This window comes from Proteus sp. NMG38-2 (genome assembly GCF_020640995.1).
Taxonomy (GTDB): domain Bacteria; phylum Pseudomonadota; class Gammaproteobacteria; order Enterobacterales; family Enterobacteriaceae; genus Proteus.
Genome location: NZ_CP085481.1, coordinates 1,435,767 through 1,457,314, shown reverse-complemented (window position 1 = coordinate 1,457,314; position 21,548 = coordinate 1,435,767). Strand labels below are relative to the sequence as shown.

Sequence of the window (21,548 nt, the reverse complement as noted above, 5' to 3'; positions counted from 1 at the left end):
TTATTCCTCACCAGCATGAGTTAACAGCCAGCAATTGTGGATTTGGCGGTTACGCGCAAAGTCTTGTGATAATGTTTTCTGTGTTATCTCTTTTGCGGATAATCCTATTTTTGCTAACTCTTCATGTTCCATTTTGAACCCACGTTTGTTATTTGAGAACATGATCGTGCCACCTTTTCTCAACAAACGTTTTAGATGTTTCATCAATTCAATATGATCGCGCTGAACATCAAAGGTATTTTCCATACGCTTTGAGTTAGAAAACGTAGGTGGATCGATAAAAATCACATCAAATTGTTCATTGCTTTGCATTAACCATTGTAAACAATCAGCCTGCATTAAACGATGTTGTCTACCTGATAGGCCATTTGCTTGGAAGTTTTTCTCAGCCCATTCAAGGTAGGTACGTGACATATCAACTGTCGTCGTACTTTTTGCACCACCAATCCCAGCGTGTACAGATGCAGTACCGGTATAAGCAAAGAGGTTTAAGAAATCTTTTCCTTTACTCATTTCACCCAGCATTTTTCGTGCAATACGGTGATCTAAAAACAGTCCTGTATCGAGGTAATCCGTAAGATTTACCCAGAATTTTGCACCAAACTCATTAACTAAAAAGAAATCACCCTTCTCTGCCATTTTTTCATACTGTAATTTACCTTTTTGGCGTTGACGGGTTTTTAAAATCAGTTGATCAGAACGTAATGCTAATACTTCCATCGTAGCGCTAATAACATCAAACAAACGTTGGCGTGCTTTATGTTCATTAACTGTTTTAGGTGGTGCATATTCTTGAATAATCACTTTTTCGCCATAACGGTCTACAGCAACATTATATTCAGGTAAATCAGCATCGTATAAGCGATAGCATTCAATTTGCTGTTGTTTTGCCCATTTCGCGAGTTTTTTCTCATTTTTACGCAAACGGTTTGCAAAATCTTCAGCAAGCCCAGTATTAATCGTTGATGGAGTATCAGAAAGTAAATAGTTTTTCTGTACACAATCAAGAGGGCCATTTTTTGCTTTGAACTCACGTTCTGCACGTAATTGAATACAACTCAATAATTCAGGTGACGCACTAAATAGCGATAATCGCCAACCCGGGAAGTGTGCCTTTATAGCTCTTCCTAATTGACTATGCAGTGCAATTAGTGCTGGCTCACTTTCTAAACGTTCACCATAAGGCGGGTTACTAATAATTGTTCCTTTTACTTCCGCTGACACAGGATTAGTTAGTTTTGCCGCATCACCATGAGCAAAGGTAATTAAATCAGCAACATCAGCTCTACGCGCATTAGCTCTAGCCATATCCAACACGCGTTTATCAACATCAAAACCATAAAAACGGGAGACTGTATTCTTTTTGCCTTCACGAAAACGCGCAAAAGCCTCATGAGTAACTTCTTTCCACAATGTTTCATCATGACCTAACCAATGACGAAAACCCCAATGCACTCGGTTTAATGCTGGAGCACAGTCTGTCGCCATCATGGCAGCTTCGATTAGTAATGTTCCTGAGCCACACATTGGGTCAATTAATGGTGTATCGGTTTTCCAACCAGAACGCATAATAATCGCAGCCGCTAAATTTTCTTTTAAAGGTGCTTGCCCAGTTAAATCACGATAACCACGTTGATGTAAGCCATCACCACTTAAGTCTAAAGAGAGTGATGCTTTTTCTTTATGAAGATGAATAGTTAAGCGAATATCAGGAGATTGCTTAGCCACATCAGGACGTTGCCCTATTTTGCGTTGAAATGAGTCAACGATGGCATCTTTTGCTTTTAATGCACCATATTGACTATTACGAATAATGTCATTAGTACCATTAAAATGGATAGCAAAGGTCTGATTAACAGTAAAAATTTCACTCCAATCAATTGCCTGCACACCAAGATATAAGTCTAGATCGCTATAAACATTGAATTCATTTAACGGCAACATAATACGTGACGCTAAACGACTCCAAAGTAAAGACTGATACATGGTTTTATCATCAGCACGAAAATAAACACCGCCTTGTGTTATCTGGCAAGCCTGAGCACCAAGGTGTTCAAGTTCAGATTTTAATAGTTCTTCCAGACCTCGGCCTGTGCTGGCAAACAGAGAGCGCATAGTATTGTTACCACCTAAAATAAAATTGTTGGGCATTATAGCTAATTGTATTACGTTGTCATAAAGTTACTGGCTATAAAAAATAATAATGTCTTTTGGGAGCACCGATGATCAACGTTTCACGCCTTTATATACACCCAGTTAAATCAATGAAGGGAATTCGACTTTCTCATGCATTTGCTCGTGAGAGCGGATTCACGTTTGATCGTGATTTTATGATAACTACCCCAGAAGGGACGTTTATCACGGCACGAAAATTTCCCGTTTTGCTGTGTTTTATTCCCACTCTCATGGCAAATGGTATTTATATTCAAGCACCTGATGGTGAGGGTATTGCTATCACCTATCAAGATTTTGAGACCACATTGCAACCGACAGAAGTTTGGGGCAACCATTTTACCGCGTATGTGGCTCCAGATGAAATAAATCAGTGGTTCAGTCGTTATTTAAAAATGGATGTTCAACTTCGTTGGACTGGCGAAAAATCGACACGTCGAGTGAAAAAAAATCCAGAAACCGCTGTTTCTTTCGCTGATGGTTACCCTTACTTATTAATTAATGAAGCCTCATTTCAATACTTACAACAACGCTGCCCCGCTTCAATTAATATTGAGCAATTTCGAGGTAATATCCTCATAACAGGTGCAAAGCCTTTTGAAGAAGATACTTGGCAGACTATTCGTGTTGGCTCTGTTGTGATGGATCTGATGAAACCTTGTAGCCGTTGCATCATGACCACAATTAGTATTGATAAAGGCGTTAAACATCCTAACACAGAACCACTTGCAACACTGCAAACATTCCGTAGTGATGAAACAGGTGATGTCGATTTTGGTCAAAATGTCATCATTCGCCAAACTGGTATTATTCGTGTAGGAGATACTGTTGAAGTATTAGCTTATAAAGAAGTAAAACAGTATCTTGTAACAGCAGCTGTTGAAACACCATCAGCGCCCGTCATTGAAAACACACAGGAACAGACTGTCAGCATTGAATTTAACGGTGAGGTTTTTGAAGGTAATAACCAAGAAGTCCTGTTAGAACAGCTTGAAAATAATGGTTATACCATTCCTTATAGTTGCCGAGCTGGCCTTTGTGGCTCTTGTGTTATCCAATTGGATGAAGGTGATGTTAATGCATTAAAAGCTGGCGCAATTAAACGCTCAGGTAAAATCTTAGCCTGTAGCTGTATTCCTAATGGTAATGTGAAACTTTCGCTTAAAGATAATAAAAATCAAATTGATATGAACAAATAAATTAAATAAAAAACTAAATATAAACACAGTTATGTATGATATATATCGTTATCGGTAAACATTAAATTGATTAATTTTACCTCACTCATATATAACTGAGTTTATTGAATTCTTAGGCCAAGTAAGCTTCCCCAATATTCATTGCATTATCAGTCGTTATGGTTTGCCAGAAAAGCATTACCTTATTAAGTATAAAAATAATGGAAAGGATTTTATTGGGGATGAGTGAGTTAAACTCATTTCTTGCTAGCACGGGTCATGCACAATAAAAAAAACTCTGTTAAGAGACTTTTAAAATGAAATAAACAAATATTATATACGCTTACCCATTACCACTTATCACGGTAATCAAAAGAAATTTGGTAAAGATACTTATTCAATTCAATTTTATGTGTAACATGCTTTTGAATAGCTTTGACCCAACCTTCGTGCAAATCAAAAACTCCATTATTAATTATATTTTCGTCTTTCGGGTCAATTGTTTCATCAATCAGGAAGTCATCATCACCAAAATCTTTTGAGTATTCCTCTCCTATCATTTCTTCTGTTTTTTTATCAAACCACTGAGTATGTAATTTCAATCCCATAATCTCATCTTCCTTATAGATATTTTTTGATATTGCGTTTAGGATCAGCGGGTTTTAACTGGTTACCTGTTTTTGGGTCAAATGCCCCAATATGCTGGCCATCACTGGCGCGATATCCTTCCAGCTCACCGTGCGGTGAATCCCATTCATAAATTCTTCGCCCCTTATCCCCTTTCCAGCGATTGCGTTTACCTGCTCCTCCTTGTTTAGGTGTTTTACCTTGGACAGGTTTAAGAATACCCAATCCTTTAATATCTTCAGTTCTTGGTGCTGGATGATAACTATGACCTCGCTCTTTTACGCCTTGGCGGGGTTTATCTTTCTTCCCTGTCGATAAATAAATTGGTTTTATTCCCAATTCCCATGGAAACACCAAAATTATAGGCTCTTTCAGCGTGGATTGCTTTTTCTCACTTTCAGTAAAGAATGTTGGTGGCTGTAAAGGTAAGTTATTAAATCTAGGTATATCGAATACCTTACCTGATAGATATTTATGCCTTTCAGGTTGAGGTAAAGCCGTACCCGTTAATATCGCTACACTACCAATCTGAACTATTCTTTCTTGTTTCTCATTTGGTAAAGTATAAGCAAAAATACCTTTTTCAACTGTTTTTCTCGCTTCAACTACACGAGTTTTAACGGGTGCATCCGTTCTTACTAATTCAATTTGTTTCGTCCCATTAACTACCTGTTCGATTACAGTAGCTGAGGTATTAATTATCCCTTTTTGCTTTGCAATATCTCTCAACTGTGCTTCTTTAGGGATGTTTAATTTCAGCCCTGCCACAGTAAGTGCGGTTTCTTAGTTTTTAGGATACTCTTGGTAAATAACGGCAGGATATCTATCACACCCTACCCCAACGGGAGGAGAATACAGCATAAGGCCAGCACCTAAACCTAATGCACGCCCTAAAATAGCCCCTAAAGTTTCTGTCGCGGACGTTGCACTTGTCGTTGTTATTGCAGGAGTGAATATAGCGACCGGAGCTAATGTGGCTTTATTGATACTCTTTCCTGGTATTAACGTAGACTGTGCAGATATTATTGCTGTCTTTAACTCAGCAGGAACACTGATTTGCTGCTTAGATGGCGAAGTAAATATTTGAACAATAGAATCATATGATTCAACCGCTTTCTTTAAACTACCACTCATCAGCCCTGCATACGGTAAATAACGCTGAGAATAAATTTTTATTGCTTTGGGTATATCACCTTCCCTGAAAGCATCCATCATCTCTTTGCAATGCTTATCCTTTGTTAAAAATGGACAGTCCATTTTTGCGCATACAGGGCAAATGTTACGTCTCATTACTTCGATCGGTTTGACTCGTTCACTCATATAAATTCCTTTTTATATTCAATCATGCAATGACAGTAGTGATCTAATATGAGCAACACACCATTATTTGACCATTCTGTTTTTTGATACGAGATTTATAAATTTTTTACCCATGACCTCCATTTGACATTAAGCACACCATAAGGAAATTTCTCTTAATTAAAGATAATATTTAATGTAGCCATGTAACTCATTGGCTAATCATATTCTCTTTCTATAAAGAAGTGTTTTTAAAGCGTCTATCTTAGTTCTGCCATACAGCTCAGGTAAAATCTTAGCCTGTAGCTGTATTCCTAACGGTAATGTGAAACTTTCACTTAATAAAAAATAACACTTATCTTTATCACAAATTAAAAGAAGGTAATTTGTCCTTACCTTCTTTTTTATTTTAAATAAAATAGTTTATTTAATAAGAATTATCTTATTAAGACCTAAGTAATGAATATTGATAAACTCATTTTATTTGTTTCTAGAAATATATTGTAAGAAAAAATAATAGAGATTTGATTTTAGGAAGCGTTGTTTAAGGTGAATTTGTTTTTGGAATGTTAAATTAATGAGTAATAATAAAAAGAGTAAGTCCTTTTTACTCTTTTTGTTAAATAACTTTTTCGTACAAAAATGATCCTGACTCCGACTCTTTATGGTAATTGCTTAACCTGTCATTCATAATTTTTATTGGGTCACAAAAATTAAGTGTTCTATCGAATAACGTTAATTGCGGTTGCGCTAATAAACATAAACAAGCTTGAGTACCCACTTCTGCCACTAAAAAAAGGGCTGTTTCATTACCTTCTTTTAATGAAGCCTCTACCACTTGAGATAAATAAGGGTTGATTTGATTATTGTTAACTTCAAAATACCAACTCTTAGGCATCAGTGGCTTTAAAAAGCGATGGGCTATTAATGCATTTAAAGCTAATTCAGCTCTTGATTCTGATGGCATATCAATTTGGCGGATCTGCTCATCGTATCCATAATAAAGAGCTGCATCATCGACGGTAAAAGATGCTGATTGGCAAGCACTCTCACTTAACATTTTGCTTGGAAAGCGAGAACGAAAAACCATGCCATTGGCTAAATCAAGCATTAATCTTTGTTGCTCAACATCAAAATACCAACGCCAGCGATCATCGGGTTTTATTATCACTAATTAATCCCCCTTCGATTCATTACCTGTTTTATACTCTGACAAATAATCAAAATTAAATGACATAAATAAAATATTTAATATCACCTAACAAAAACAGGATTCATTTTACTATTAATTAAGCACAATCAGTGCAATTTAATAAAAAATAACCAACTAGGGGCAATATAAACGAGTTAAGGGCAGAAGAAAAGCCCTTAACTCATTATAAAATGTATTTAGATATGATTAATTATAGATTTGATAAGTGCAGGACCTTGATAAATGAATCCTGAATAGACTTGAATGAGAGAAGCACCAGCATCCATTTTCTCTCTTGCTGCAGTTAATGAATCAATTCCACCTACACCAATAATAGGTAATACGCCTTTTAATTCTTCATTTAATTGGCGAATTATTTGTGTGCTTTTTGATTGTACCGGACGACCACTTAATCCCCCAGCTTCATTACAGTGATCTAATCCACTGACTAATGACTTATCTAATGTGGTATTTGTCGCAATAATACCATCAATATGATGACGAACTAAGCTATCTGCAACTTGAATTAATTCTTCATGTGTTAAATCAGGTGCAATTTTAACCGCGACAGGAACATATTTTTGATATTTTCCCTGTAACTCTAATTGTTTATTTTTAATTGCTGATAGCAGATCGTCTAATGCTTCACCGTATTGTAGAGTACGCAAACCGGGGGTATTTGGTGATGATATATTGATTGCGATATAACCGGCATGAGCATAGACTTTTTCCATACAAATCAGATAATCATCTTTACCTTGCTCTACTGGAGTATCTTTATTTTTACCGATATTAATACCCAGTACGCCACCATAACGAGATTGTTTTACATTTTCAATTAAGTTATCGACGCCAAGGTTATTAAAGCCCATTCGGTTAATTAAGCCTTCAGCTTCCACTAAGCGGAATAAACGAGGTTTATCATTTCCCACTTGAGGACGTGGTGTCACTGTACCTACTTCAATAAAACCAAATCCCATAGCACCCAATGCATCTATACAATCACCGTTCTTATCAAGACCGGCGGCAAGACCAAGTGGATTTTTAAATGAGAGTCCCATACAGGAAACGGGTTTTGAAGGAAGTGACTGCTGAATAAGAAATTGAAATGGGGAATGAGATAAACGTTTTAACTGACGGAAGGTAAAATCATGGGCACGTTCAGGATCTAGCCGAAACAATGCCTTCCTTACTAAGGAATAATACATACGATCTCCATTGAGAATATCGGGTATTAGGAATGATATGTCTACGACAATTTAAGCGTCGAGCATCATATAGATAAAAGCACGAAAAGTAAACGCTTCAATTTCACAATTTGCCATAAAAAATCCCCAGACTATGCTGGGGATCTGATTATCATGCTAATTTTTCGTTACATGTTCACTCATAAAGTGATATTGAGCGCGAGATTAATCAGCTAACGCTTTGGTAATTTTCTCATAGAGATCACCTGATAAATTCTCAAGTGCTTTCAGTTTTAATAACTCTGCACGCATTTTTTCTTGGCGTGTTGCGTCATAACGTTTTAAACGAATAAACGGTTCAATAAGGCGTGAAGCAACTTGTGGATTACGACTATTTAAGTCAGTCAGAATTTCTGTCAATAATAAGTAACCAGAACCATCTTCAGCATGAAAAGCCACTGGATTATTATTCACAAATGCACCGATTAACGCACGAGTACGGTTAGGATTTGCTAGTGTAAAGGAGCGATGAGATAACAGACTACGTACTGTCTGTAACACATCTTTTGCTGGGCTCATGGCTTGTAAGCTAAACCATTTGTCCATCACTAAACCATCTTGATGCCATTTATCATCGAACTCTTGTAATAACGCATCTTTGCAAGGTAACTGCGCCATTACAGCAGCATTAAGTGCGGCTAGAGCATCAGTCATGTTATCGCTGTTGTGATATTGTGCATCGACAAGTTGATTACCTGTTTGCTCATTTTCAACCGCTAAATAACCTAAGCAAACATTACGTAAATCACGCTTTGCAATATCATCATGATTAACACGATAAGCACCAATATGCATAGAATGGTAAACAGCAGAGAATTCATCTGCCATTTCAGTTGCCAGTGTTTTTCGAATAAAGCCAAGTGCTTCATGAATAGCTATTGGATCGATAATACTGAATGATTCACCTGCTTCGACATCTGTTGGTAATGTCAGAATAAGTGCAGCTAATGCAGGATCGATATCTTTATCAAGCAATACTGCGCGGAAAGCATCAATCACCATTTCAGGAAGAATGCAGTTTTCACCTTTTTGAACTCGAGTAACATTTTCTTTTATATAGCGGCCCAACAATGATTGCGCTGCATCCCAACGTGAAAATGCATTACGAGCATATTTCATTAAAAAGGACAATTGCTCATCCGTAAATGGATAATCAAGTTTTACAGGCGCAGAGAACTCACGTAATAAAGATGGGATTGGCTGTTCTGGAACGTCATCAAATACAAATTGTTGTTCTTCACGGACGATATTCAATACATTAGAAATCGCCTGACTTTGTGAACGCAGAGGGATCACATTGCCTTTATGATCATACAATTCAATATCTAATGGAATGTGTAGCACTTGTTTTTCAGCTTGATCAGCTGTTGGTGGTGTCATTTGACTAACAGTTAAGGTGTATTGCTTTTTATTCACATTATAGCTGTCACGCACTGTCAGTTGTGGTGTACCTGATTGGCTATACCAACGACGGAATAAAGTGAGATCCACATTAGAAGCATCTTCCATCGCTTGAATAAAATCGTCACAGGTAGCAGCACTACCGTCGTGACGATGAATATACATTTGAATGCCCGCTTGGAATTGCGCTTCACCTAATAAAGTGTGGATCATTCTGATCACTTCTGAGCCTTTTTCATATACTGTTAAAGTATAGAAGTTGTTCATTTCGATCACACTATCAGGACGAATTGGATGTGCCATTGGGCTTGCATCTTCTGCAAACTGAGCAGTACGCATCACTCGTACATTATTGATCCGGTTAACAGAACGAGAGCCTAAATCTGAACTGAATTCTTGGTCACGGAAAACCGTTAAACCTTCTTTTAGGCTTAACTGGAACCAATCACGACAAGTAATTCGGTTACCTGTCCAGTTATGGAAATATTCATGACCAATAACAGACTCAATGCCTAAATAATCTTTGTCGGTTGCCGTTTCACTTTTTGCTAGCACATATTTAGAGTTAAAGACATTCAGTCCTTTATTCTCCATCGCACCCATATTAAAGAAATCAACAGCGACTATCATATAGATATCGAGATCGTATTCTAAATTAAAGCGAGATTGATCCCATGCCATCGCATTTTTCAATGATGTCATTGCCCAATCTGCACGATCTAAATTACCTTTATCAACAAAAAGCTCTAAAGCAACTTCACGACCACTTTTGGTGATAAAAGTATCTCGTAATACATCAAAATCACCTGCAACAACTGCAAATAAGTAACTTGGTTTTGGATGTGGATCTTCCCATGTTACCCAATGACGTCCATCTTCAAGTTCACCTTGTGCGATACGGTTACCATTAGATAATAAATAAGGATACTGTTTTTTATCTGCAGTAATTGTTGTGGTGTAACGAGCTAACACATCAGGTCTATCTAGATAATAAGTAATATGACGGAAACCTTCAGCTTCGCATTGTGTACACAATGCGTCACCTGACACATACAACCCTTCTAATGCTGTATTGGCTGATGGATTAATTTCGTTGACAATTTTTAATGTAAATTGCTCTGGTAATTGTTCAATGATGAGTTTGCCGTTTTCTTCTTTATAGTGTGTCCAAGCAACATCATTAACTGAAATTGATTTTAATGTTAAATCTTCACCATCTAATACTAATGCTGTCGCATTTGAGTTTAGACGTTTACATTGGCTGATCGCTGTAACCTGAGTGTTTTCTTTATCTAAGATAAAATCAAGATGTAAATCGGTGATTGTGTAGTCAGGGGCTAGATAATCTTTGCGAAATTTCGCGATTCTTTGTTGTGTCATAGAAAAAAACCTTTTAGTTAACACGACTATTTAACGGTTATATTGCCAAAGCTTACTCGTCAAAAATCTGTTTAGCCAGTCGAATATTCAATTGAAAACATTAAAAGTCAACAGAATGTTAATGATTTATTAATACATGTAATCAATTTATTTGGTAAATGATGCTAATATACTCCCAAATTATGTTTAACGTGGTAAACTCATCTAAGTTTTACAGCTTGTTTTTATGTTGCAGAGAAATATTGTCGAATAGTGACGCTTTGTCGCCATATTCGGGTATACTCTCCAACCTTAACGATTTAGCAGACATAAAAACGCTCCGTGAGGATGCTTGACGCGCTATGATTTTAGACGCTACACCGATTATTACATCACTGTTGGATACCGATGCATACAAGCTCCACATGCAACAAGCGGTTTACCATCATTATAGTGATATTCCTGTCGTTGCTGAGTTCCGCTGTCGGAGTGATGAACGTCTAGGTGAATATGCAACAACCTTACGCCATCAAGTTAACATGATGGCAGACTTGTCATTAACGAATGAAGAATTTGACTATCTTCAGAGTCTCCCTTTTTTCAAAAATGACTATCTGCAATGGTTTAAGCATTTCCGCTTTAAGCCAGAACAAGTCCATATTTCAACCACACCTGAAAACCAACTTACCATAAAAATTACAGGCCCTTGGCGTGAAGTTATTTTATGGGAAGTACCTTTGTTGGCTTTAGTGAGTGAAATTGTACATCGTGCTCGTTCACCTCAAATCACACCAGATGACGCAGTTAATCAATTACGTAAATTAATTGATATCTTCTACCGTGATGCGGCTGAACAGCAGATTGACTTAGCCGATTTTAAATTGATGGATTTTGGTACTCGTCGCCGTTTTTCTTATGATGTACAGTGCGCCATTGTGGATGAGCTGAAAAATCATTTCCCTTATCTTATTGGTACAAGTAACTATCATTTAGCAGAACGCATGCAATTAGCCCCTGTGGGTACACAAGCTCATGAGTGGTTTCAGGCGCATCAGCAGATTAGTCCAGAGCTGGCCAATAGCCAGCGAGCAGCTTTACAATCTTGGTTAGATGAATACCCCGATCAATTAGGTATTGCATTAACTGACTGTATTACGATGGATGCTTTTTTGCGTGATTTTGATAAGGACTTTGCAGAGAGTTATCAAGGTTTACGTCACGACTCTGGTGATCCTATTGAATGGGGTGAAAAAGCGATTGCGCATTATGAGAAACTGGGCATCGACCCAATGAGTAAAGTATTAGTCTTTTCTGATAGCCTCGATATTCAAAAGGCATTAGTACTTTATAAACATTTCCATAAACGCATTCGTTTAATCTTTGGTATTGGTACTCGGCTCACTTGTAACATTCCAGAGATAACACCACTTAATATTGTCATTAAGCTGGTGGAGTGTAATGGTAAGCCCGTTGCTAAATTATCAGATAGCCCAGGCAAAACCATTTGCGAAGACGATGATTTTGTTGACAAGCTACGCAAAGCCTTTGATGTTCCACTTGTCAAACAAGCCTGTTAATTAGCTAAAAACCTTCATTAATAAAAGAAAGGGTAATAATTACCCTTTCTTTTGTCATAACCCCTACTTTTATCAATATTTCTCCTATTTTTGTCAATTTATTTTATACAAAAGCTTTTCTCTTCTTTATTGACTCTTTAAACTAAAATTTCCTACTTGTTTCCTGCGCTATTGCAAGTAACATAGAAAAACTGTCCGACAGGGGCAGAGTGAATTAACCAAACAATTATTTTAATTAAACGAAGAGAGATTTATTTATGATCGTTGCGCCTGTAGTCGACGTACTGCAAGGCCGTATCGCGGTTGGCGAAGACGTCACCGTTCGCGGTTGGGTACGTACAAGAAGAGATTCAAAAGCTGGTATCTCATTTCTTACCGTCTATGACGGTTCCTGCTTTAATCCAGTACAGGCCATCATTAATAATAATTTACCGAATTATCAAGATGAAGTGCTGCACTTAACCACAGGTTGTTCTGTGGAAGTCACCGGTAAAATTGTTGAATCTCCGGGCCAGGGACAGAACTTTGAAATTCATGCCACCAATATTATTGTGGTAGGAATGGTCGATGATCCGGAAACTTATCCGATGGCCGCCAAACGTCATAGTATTGAGTACCTGCGTGAAGTTGCTCACCTTCGTCCTCGTACTAACTTAATTGGTGCAGTTGCTCGTGTTCGTCACACATTAGCACAAGCACTACATCGTTTCTTCGATGAACAAGGCTTCTTCTGGGTTTCTACGCCACTGATCACTGCGGCTGATACTGAAGGTGCAGGTGAAATGTTCCGTGTCTCTACACTTGATATGAACAATCTGCCACGCACAGATAAAGGTGAAGTCGATTTCAGTGAAGACTTCTTTGGCCGTGAAGCGTTTTTAACCGTATCAGGTCAATTGAATGGTGAGACTTATGCTTCAGCATTAAGCAAAGTGTATACTTTTGGTCCAACATTCCGTGCTGAAAACTCAAATACCAGTCGTCACCTTGCTGAATTCTGGATGGTTGAGCCTGAAGTGGCATTTGCTGATCTTAACGATATCGCAGCACTTGCCGAAAAAATGCTGAAATACACCTTTGCAGCCGTATTAGCAGAGCGTAAAGATGATATGGAGTTCTTTGCACAACGTGTCGATAAAGACGCTATCTCACGCTTAGAGAACTTTATCACTTCTGATTTTGCTCAAATCGATTATACCGATGCGGTCACTGTGCTTGAAAACTGTGGTGAGAAATTTGAAAACCCAGTTTATTGGGGTGTTGACCTCTCTTCTGAGCATGAGCGTTACCTTGCAGAGAAACACTTTAAAGCACCTGTTGTTGTGAAAAACTACCCGAAAGATATCAAAGCATTCTATATGCGTATGAATGAAGACGGTAAAACAGTTGCAGCAATGGACGTGTTAGCGCCGGGAATTGGTGAAATCATCGGTGGTTCTCAACGTGAAGAACGTTTAGATATGTTTGATAAACGTTTAGAAGAAATGGGAATGAACAAAGAAGACTACTGGTGGTATCGCGACCTGCGTCGTTATGGCACCGTACCTCATTCAGGATTTGGTTTAGGTTTTGAACGTTTAGTTGCTTATGTGACCGGTGTCGCAAACGTTCGTGAAGTTATTCCATTCCCTCGTACACCAAGAAATGCAGATTTTTAATTTAGTGATTAATTAATATTCAACTGGAAATTTGTATTGCTGTTTTATTGTACTAGTTTTACTTAAGTGAAGAAGCCAACCGCAAGGTTGGCTTTTTTTATGCATGGCTGTTATTTAATTCAAAAGTTCCCCAAAATACACACTTTGAAATACATAGTTACAATTTGTTACACTTTTTTCGTTTTTGTAGCAAATTGGGGGTAGATAAAATTTTTTACCAATGGAACACTGTCACCCGACACAGACGACACTTAACTCTCATAAATAGTTCCATAAAAATTAAGAAACTATTTCTGGCAGTGGCAAAGGTGTCTGAATAACACCAATGAGGGTAATAATAATGATGAAGCGCAATCTTCTTGCAGTGGTAATCCCAGCTTTAATGTTTGCTGGTGCAGCAAACGCAGCTGAAATGTATAACAAAGACGGCAACAAAGTAGACATCTACGGTAAAGTTGACGTTCGTCATTACTTCGCTAATAAAGATTCAGGTGAAGACGGTGATGCATCTCGTGCACGTATCGGCTTCAAAGGCGAAACTCAAATCAATAAAGATTTAGTTGGTTTCGGTCGTTTTGAATACGAAGTTAAAACTAACACAACTGAAAGCGAAAACTCTTCAAAAACTCGTTTCGCTTACGCTGGTTTTAAATTTGCTGACTTCGGTTCACTAGACTACGGTCGTAACTACGGTGTAATTTACGACACCAACGCATGGACAGACGTTCTGCCTTTATGGGGCGGTGACTCAATGGCACAAACTGATGTGTTCATGACTGGCCGTACTACTGGCGTTCTGACTTACCGTAACAACAACATGTTTGGTTATGTTGATGGCCTGAGCTTTGCTCTGCAATACCAAGGCAAAAACAACGAAAATACCAACAATGCTCGTGGTAAATACGACCCTAAAAACCCAGACCTACATGATGCTGATGTAAAAGCTAATGGTGATGGTTTTGGTTTCTCTACAGCTTATGACTTAGGCTGGGGCGTAACACTGGGTGGTGGTTATTCTAACTCTGCTCGTACAGCTCCACAACAACACGCTAGCTTAGCTGGTGGTGAGCGTGCTGAAGCATGGAACTTCGGTGGTAAGTTCGAAGCAAACAATGTTTACTTAGCAGCAATGTACGGTGAAACCCGTAACATGACTTACTTTGGTAAGGCTAAAGATGCTTTAATTGCTAACAAAACTCAAAATATCGAGTTAACTGCACAGTATGACTTTAAAGATTTAGGTATCAAACCTTCTTTAGCATATGTCCAATCTAAAGGTAAAGATTTAGGTCGTGATATTGGTGCTACTGGATATGATAACAATCAAGATTTAGTTAAATATATCTCTGTAGGTTCTTTCTACAAATTTAACAAAAACATGACTGCTGTGATTGATTATAAAATCAACCTGTTAGACAAAAATGATTTCACTAAAGATGCTAACGTTGCAACTGACAACGTAGTTGGTTTAGGTCTGACTTATCAGTTCTAATTACCGCTTAGGTAATTAAACAGTCAAGTTAATTGATTTGAAAAGCAACACTTCGGTGTTGCTTTTTTATTTGTCCCCCTACTTCCAATCTTAATCTCTTGTTATTTAGCTCGCTTTTTTCTTCTTATTCTTAATATTTTCTTTCTTTTTATTTTTGCATTGGCAGTGGATCTGTTTATTTATTCACTGAAAAATATTACCACTTCTTTATTTTTAACAATCTAAAAAAGTTTATCATACTAAACAATTATGTCTTTTTAGTGATTATTTTTACATGTTAATGTAATCACAGGATATTCACTTATTTACATCTTGATTTGCTATTTATTCTCACTTAGTTCACAACTTCTTGTTAATTTCTCTACAAACAGTTGGCAAAAAGGCCTCATAGCGTTACTCTTGATACTCATATTTCGGCTTCGTTTTGAGCTTAGGGAACAATTACACTATGTTTGAGAAAATCATTGCTGCACCAGCCGATCCTATTCTGGGTTTAGCTGATAGTTTCCGTTCTGATCCTCGTGAAAACAAAATTAACTTAGGGATTGGTGTTTATAAGGATGAAACAGGTAAAACCCCTGTTTTAACCACTGTTAAGAAAGCAGAAAAATACCTGTTAGAAAACGAAACCACTAAAAATTACCTTCCTATTAGCGGTATCCCTGAATTTGGCAATGTGACCCAAGCACTTTTGTTTGGTGAACAACACCCTATTATCACTGAAAAACGCGCACGTACAGCTCAAGCACCGGGTGGTACAGGTGCTTTACGTATTGCTGCGGATTTTATTGCTCAACAAACCACAGCAAAACGCGTTTGGATTAGTAACCCTACTTGGCCTAACCATAACAACATTTTCCAAACTGCAGGTCTTGAGATCTGCAATTATGATTATTACGATGCAAAAAATCGTGGGTTAGATTTTGAAGGCATGTTAGCAAGCCTTGCTAAAGCTCAAGCGGGTGATGTTGTTCTGTTCCACGGTTGCTGCCATAACCCAAGCGGTATTGATCCAACTGAAGAACAATGGCGTCAATTAGCTGAACTATCAGCAGAAAAAGGCTGGTTACCTGTTTTTGACTTTGCATACCAAGGTTTTGCTCGCGGTCTTCAAGAAGATGCTCAAGGCTTACGTCTCTTTGCAGAAAAAAATCCTGAGCTTATTGTTGCTAGTTCATATTCTAAAAACTTCGGTCTTTACAATGAACGTGTCGGTGCATGCACCATTGTCACCAAAGACAGCGACACTGCTGAAAAAGCCTTTAGCCAAGCAAAAGCAATTATTCGTGCCAACTATTCAAACCCACCAGCACACGGTGCTTCAGTAGTAACAACTATTCTTTCTAATCCAGAGTTAAAAGAAGAATGGATTGAAGAGCTAACAACCATGCGCGAACGTATTCAGCGTATGCGTCAATTGTTAGTGACGACACTACAAGAAAAAGGTGCTAAGCAAGACTTTAGCTTTATTATTGACCAAAATGGTATGTTCTCATTTAGTGGTTTAAATAAAGAGCAAGTTGAGCGTTTACGCGCTGAATACGGTATTTATATCGTAGGCTCAGGTCGTATTAACGTAGCTGGTTTAACTCTTGAGAATATGGTTCCACTATGTGAAGCCATTGTTGCAGTACTCTAATTACCTTATAAAGTGTAATTAAGATAAATACCACGTTATTAATAACGTGGTATTTTTATTTAGATCAATAAAAATATAAATCTCATTTTTTACTGATAAAAAAGCTCTTTATAATAAAGAGCTTTCATATTTATTCGCTTATAGCCACTATTACCAGATTGGCATTTCATCTTGTAAAAACGGATTGTATTGGCGCTCATGACCTAAATTAGACATAGGGCCATGTCCCGGAATAAACAAATAATCATCACCTAAAGGTAAGACTTTATTTTTGATTGATGCAATAAGATCGGCATGGTTTCCACGCGGGAAATCGGTACGACCAATACTTTCTTTAAATAAAACATCACCCATTGAAATAAGTTTATTCTGGTGATTAACAAAAATAATATGTCCTGGTGTATGACCAGGGCAATGTAAAACAGATAACGAAATTGTTTTACCGATTGTCACGGTATCACCCTCATTTAACCAACTATCTGGTGTAAATGATTTTCCACAAGGAAAATTAAACATACGACACTGTTGTTCTAATTCTTCAAGTAGAAAACTATCATCTTTATGTGGCCCATAAACAGGAACATTAAAATGCTCAACAATTTGAGAGGTGCCTGCAATATGATCAAAGTGTCCGTGTGTTAATAATACTTTGGTTAATGTTAATTGGCGGGCTTCGATTTCTGCAATAAGCGTTTCGACATCTCCACCAGGATCAACAATTGCCGCTTCCTTCGTTTCATCACACCAAATAAGGGTGCAATTTTGCATATAGTTTGTCACAGGTACAATGTGATACATCATGAATCACTCCACTCTCTATTAACTAATTCTCAATAGATTACCATGAGCGAACAGGTCCTGTATCAATATGCACAAAATTACTTCTCGGATAATATCCAACACCACCCGCTTTCATTCTTAGCGCCACTTGACGAACTTTTGAAAGTTCTGTGCCTACTAAGCGAAAATCCATTGCTTGTCCGCGAGTATGGTAGCTTTTCTTAGCGACACCACTGCTGCTTTGGCGCAAATTATTATTGGTCACTAAAGAGCGATAACCTGAAATAAGTTCAACGGGTTTATTGTTATTCAGCATTACTTGCAGTAAATAGATTTGGTCAAACAGGGCGGGATCAATTGTTTTAATTTTATTTTGTCGGTAATCTCTAAACAAATGGTTTAGTTTAGCAAGCTCATGTTTATTATAACGTTTTCCATCAAAAAACTCGGCTTTAATAGTTTCACCAGTATTTAAATTATTAAAGCGAAGAATTTTTGGGCGAGGTGTAGCTAATGAAGCAAAAGCATGAGAAGGCAATAAACCTAACCCCACTGCGGCCATACCGAGCCCCAGCCACTTACGGCGGTGTGAATCAATAATATCCATAGTATATGCACTCAAAAAATTATTTTAGGAGGAAGAACCTTTATTATGACAATATTTTTCCCGAATTGTTTCTTATGGTTTGTATAGTATTGTAAATAACAATTCATTTTAATTTATCAGCATTTCAAATCTTATTAATTTAGTTATTTATACTAAAGACTCTTTTTATCATTCTATTTTTAATAGAAATTTTAAAAATATTTTGTATATTTATTACTCTTTCATTTTTCTTATTAAAAAATACAATATATAAAAATATCTCATTGATTTATATATAAATAAAGGGCGACCAATTTAGCCGCCCTTTATTCAATTTATACTTTTTTATATTACAAGTATTTCTTAATATTCTCTAAATAAGGTTGGGCATTTGAAATGCTTTTGTCATAACCATAAATATCTGCACGATATTGAGGTGCATTTTCCTGCGCTACCCATGCGGTTTGATAATATAAATAAACTGGGATACGTTCAGGAATTGGGGCATATTGTGTTGAACCACGTTTTAATGCCGCATCAATTCTATCTTGTTTCCATCCTGCATCACCCAATAAAATTGAAGCAAGCTCAGAGGCTTTATTTACACGAATACAACCTGAACTGATTGCTCTCATGTTTTTTGAGAATAATGAATGATTTGGAGTGTCATGCAGATATATCGCATCTGAATTTGGCATATTAAATTTATAACGCCCTAATGAGTTTGTTGGCCCCGGAGCCTGCCAAATTCGGTAAGGGAAATTATTTGCACTCATATTTTGCCAATCAATATCATACGGATTAATTGGGTAAGCATCATTTCCCCATCCAGAGTAAATGGTATATCCCTTACGGCTAAAGTAGCTAGGATCAGCTTTACCTCTAGGCACAATATCTTTACGTGTCATGCTTGTTGGCACATTCCAAGGTGGATTAACCACTACATTGTTCAGCGCGCTGCTCATAATCGGCGTTTTTCTATCTGGTCTGCCAACAATCACTTTTGAATCAAGAATAAGCTCATTATTGGCATAAAAATAGAGTGAAAAATCAGGAATATTCACCCAAATTCCAGTATCACCTATGGCCGGTGTTAACCGAAGACGTTGAATATTTAATGCCATAATACTGGCACGTTGTGCGGGGGTTATATTCAACCACACTCGCGTTTGTCGCCCTATAACACCATCTGGCTCTAACCCATGAGCCGTTTGAAATAATTTAACAGTCGCAACTAAAGGCGCATCATAAACAGTTGTTGCAATTTCTTGTTCATTTTCTGCTAATTCAGGGATCAGTTTTAAATGGCGCAAAATTTGTCTAAGTGCTAAGACTTCTTCAGAGGATTGATTTGGCTTTAATGATCCTGTTCCTTTCATTTCAGGCCAAACAACCGCACTATGTAATTGCTTGCGCACTTCTTCTTTCATTAAACTGTAATAAGGATGAGAAGGTGCATAAGAAATAACGAAACTGCCTAAAGTGTTATTTTGAATATTTTGTTGTAGATCAACCACGAATTTATCCGATGGTGATGGCAAAGTTTGTGCAGCATTACGATACAGTAAAGATGCACCTGATTTATTCACTTGCTCAACAAAACTGATATAACCAAGAAATGCGTCTGATAAAATAATATCACGCCCTTCTTTTGTTAGCTCTGGTGTTTCTAATTGTACTAACCATTGCCCAAATTGAGGCTGAATACCTGAAATAGCCACTTCTGCAATTTGTTCTTGTAATTGCTGTGCGATTTTTTCATCTTGCCAAATAAGTACGAGGTTATTCGCTTGGTAGACTTTTACCAGTTGAGTTAAATATGATGGTTTATATCCTATTGGGAGCCACGACTGTAACTTTGCTTTTGCCTCTAACTCAGTCACTTGTGGGATATTCATTGCCACGTTGGCGGGTGCTAGCATCGTTTCATTAATGACAGGCACTAATGTCTCAGTTTCTGTTTCGGGTGTAGATAACACAACTGATTCAGTTTCAGTTGCCACAGCGTAATGCCCTGAAAGCAGTGTGCCTATAACAACTGAATATGCGATTGCTCTTTTAATTGGTTGGTGCGCCATAAATCCTCTACCCTCATCCCTTATTATTATTTTGGTATCCTAGAATATTAGATGAGCTTGGAAAAGAGTTTTATAGGAATAAACTAATATTTTTAAAGTTTTATAAACCCTTGATGGGAATTTGATTTTATTTAATCATAAAAAGACTACTTTGCTGTTTTTATATTCACAATATTATTTTATATGGAAAAATAACCAAAGGGTAAAAAACAGACAAATAAAAGTAAGCGTTTTATAGAAATTAAGAATTAAAATTTGCTAAATAAATTTATTTAAATGAAAGGTATTTTTTAGATAGAAAAAAGGCGTAGTTTCCTACGCCTTACAAATAAAGGTAAACAAAGGGTAAAAATTAATATTCTGAATTGATAACGACTTCTTCACCAAACTGACCTGCTTTTGGCAGTGGTTGGTAAGAAGAGTTAGCTGCACGCAGAATACGAATACCACGGATATTCAGTTCATCTGCTGCTGCGATATCGGCATCAGCATCACCGTAGTAAATTTTCAGTTTATGATCACGCATCCAGCTTACTTTATTATTTGCGCCTGGTTGGTCACCCGCGAAAATAACAGGTTGCATTTTATCAGCTGGGATATTTAAACCTTCTTGAACATATTTGGTCACAGTCTCAGTTTTAGTTTGAGTACGACCAGTAATGAAATAAACAGTATCACCACGTTTTAAGTGCATTTGAACAAGATCGATACCGACTTGTTTAGGCATACTGAATTTATCCCACTCGTTATTCATTTTTTCCCAGAACTCTGGGTTTTTCAGATAACTGAAATCATTTGGAGAATATTCTAGTTTACCACGGTAAAAACCTGGGCTTGAGAATAAAACAGTATCATCAATATCAAAACCAACAGCCATTGGTGCTTGACCAGCTAAACTTTTCTCGATTTCTGCAACAGAAACCCAATTAATTGGTTGTTGTTGTGCTAATTGAGCAACAGTAACACCTGGGTTTACAACTTCTGGCATATGAACTTTTGCCATTGCCGCGCCATTTAAACTTAACGCTAAAGCAATTGCACTAAAAGCTAACGTGACTTTACGCATTTTCTTTCCTTTAATTTTTATATTAATCACATACGGCAATAATCATAGACATCACGCTTACATTTAAATGAGATATAGCGCACGTTGTATCATTTAAATTTTCATTTTTTTGTTAATTTACTTTCATTTTTTGATCTATCTAACACTTTGAAAAAAGAAGGCACTATGAGTATATGCCCGTAGCGCCTTCTATTTGC

The 21,548-nt window shown here is 37.2% G+C and carries 15 protein-coding genes and 1 pseudogene; 5 read left to right on the top strand and 11 right to left on the bottom strand.

The window, feature by feature from the left end:
- A complete protein-coding gene (gene rlmKL / locus LG402_RS06745; RefSeq protein WP_227336661.1) occupies positions 1 to 2,115 on the bottom strand; it encodes a bifunctional 23S rRNA (guanine(2069)-N(7))-methyltransferase RlmK/23S rRNA (guanine(2445)-N(2))-methyltransferase RlmL in 2,115 nt (704 codons plus the stop codon).
- A 107-nt stretch (positions 2,116 to 2,222) separates the two neighbouring features.
- On the opposite strand from rlmKL, the gene LG402_RS06740 reads away from it, so the two are divergent.
- Positions 2,223 to 3,371 (top strand): YcbX family protein, encoded by a 1,149-nt coding sequence (locus LG402_RS06740; protein ID WP_227336660.1) that lies wholly within the window; start codon positions 2,223 to 2,225, stop codon positions 3,369 to 3,371.
- A gap of 329 nt (positions 3,372 to 3,700) precedes the next feature.
- Here LG402_RS06740 and LG402_RS06735 read toward each other — a convergent pair whose 3' ends face one another.
- The 6 genes and pseudogenes from LG402_RS06735 to pepN form a co-directional block, all read right to left on the bottom strand.
- Entirely contained in the window at positions 3,701 to 3,958 is a 258-nt protein-coding gene (locus LG402_RS06735) for a colicin E3-like toxin immunity protein (RefSeq protein WP_166539558.1), read from the bottom strand.
- 13 nt (positions 3,959 to 3,971) lie between these two features.
- Positions 3,972 to 4,283 (bottom strand): annotated as a pseudogene (locus LG402_RS22310) (colicin E3/pyocin S6 family cytotoxin); the annotation flags it as partial.
- A gap of 477 nt (positions 4,284 to 4,760) precedes the next feature.
- On the bottom strand, positions 4,761 to 5,297 hold the full coding sequence (locus LG402_RS06725) for a hypothetical protein (RefSeq protein ID WP_227336659.1): 537 nt from the start codon (positions 5,295 to 5,297) through the stop codon (positions 4,761 to 4,763).
- 598 nt (positions 5,298 to 5,895) lie between these two features.
- Complete coding sequence (locus tag LG402_RS06720; protein WP_166539555.1) at positions 5,896 to 6,447, bottom strand: cell division protein ZapC; 552 nt, start codon at positions 6,445 to 6,447, stop codon at positions 5,896 to 5,898.
- Between the two features lie 218 nt (positions 6,448 to 6,665).
- Positions 6,666 to 7,676 carry a quinone-dependent dihydroorotate dehydrogenase gene (gene pyrD / locus LG402_RS06715; RefSeq protein ID WP_227336658.1) on the bottom strand — a complete coding sequence of 337 codons (1,011 nt, stop codon included), beginning with the start codon at positions 7,674 to 7,676 and terminating at the stop codon, positions 6,666 to 6,668.
- A gap of 204 nt (positions 7,677 to 7,880) precedes the next feature.
- Positions 7,881 to 10,496, bottom strand: a complete 2,616-nt coding sequence (gene pepN / locus LG402_RS06710) for an aminopeptidase N (protein WP_227336657.1) — start codon at positions 10,494 to 10,496, stop codon at positions 7,881 to 7,883.
- Positions 10,497 to 10,837: 341 nt separating this feature from the next.
- Here pepN and pncB point away from each other — a divergent pair, with 341 nt between their 5' ends.
- The 4 genes from pncB to LG402_RS06690 all read left to right on the top strand — a co-directional run bounded on the left by pncB (position 10,838) and on the right by LG402_RS06690 (position 16,841).
- Positions 10,838 to 12,052 (top strand): nicotinate phosphoribosyltransferase, encoded by a 1,215-nt coding sequence (gene pncB / locus LG402_RS06705; protein WP_227336656.1) that lies wholly within the window; start codon positions 10,838 to 10,840, stop codon positions 12,050 to 12,052.
- Between the two features lie 257 nt (positions 12,053 to 12,309).
- Entirely contained in the window at positions 12,310 to 13,710 is a 1,401-nt protein-coding gene (asnS, locus tag LG402_RS06700; RefSeq protein ID WP_166539626.1) for an asparagine--tRNA ligase, read from the top strand.
- Between the two features lie 340 nt (positions 13,711 to 14,050).
- Complete coding sequence (locus tag LG402_RS06695; protein WP_282186885.1) at positions 14,051 to 15,202, top strand: porin; 1,152 nt, start codon at positions 14,051 to 14,053, stop codon at positions 15,200 to 15,202.
- Between the two features lie 448 nt (positions 15,203 to 15,650).
- Positions 15,651 to 16,841, top strand: coding sequence for an amino acid aminotransferase (locus tag LG402_RS06690; protein WP_227336655.1), 1,191 nt, complete (start codon positions 15,651 to 15,653; stop codon positions 16,839 to 16,841).
- A gap of 150 nt (positions 16,842 to 16,991) precedes the next feature.
- Here the strand turns inward: LG402_RS06690 and LG402_RS06685 are convergent, their stop codons facing one another.
- From LG402_RS06685 to aphA, 4 genes are all read right to left on the bottom strand, one after another.
- Positions 16,992 to 17,642: an MBL fold metallo-hydrolase gene (locus LG402_RS06685; RefSeq protein ID WP_072069661.1), complete on the bottom strand. Its 651-nt coding sequence runs from the start codon at positions 17,640 to 17,642 to the stop codon at positions 16,992 to 16,994.
- A 37-nt stretch (positions 17,643 to 17,679) separates the two neighbouring features.
- A complete protein-coding gene (locus tag LG402_RS06680; RefSeq protein ID WP_072062789.1) occupies positions 17,680 to 18,228 on the bottom strand; it encodes a YcbK family protein in 549 nt (182 codons plus the stop codon).
- 329 nt (positions 18,229 to 18,557) lie between these two features.
- On the bottom strand, positions 18,558 to 20,285 hold the full coding sequence (gene ldtD / locus LG402_RS06675; protein ID WP_227336654.1) for a L,D-transpeptidase: 1,728 nt from the start codon (positions 20,283 to 20,285) through the stop codon (positions 18,558 to 18,560).
- 352 nt (positions 20,286 to 20,637) lie between these two features.
- Positions 20,638 to 21,351, bottom strand: coding sequence for an acid phosphatase AphA (aphA, locus tag LG402_RS06670; RefSeq protein WP_109408805.1), 714 nt, complete (start codon positions 21,349 to 21,351; stop codon positions 20,638 to 20,640).
- Between the last annotated feature and the right edge of the window lie 197 nt (positions 21,352 to 21,548).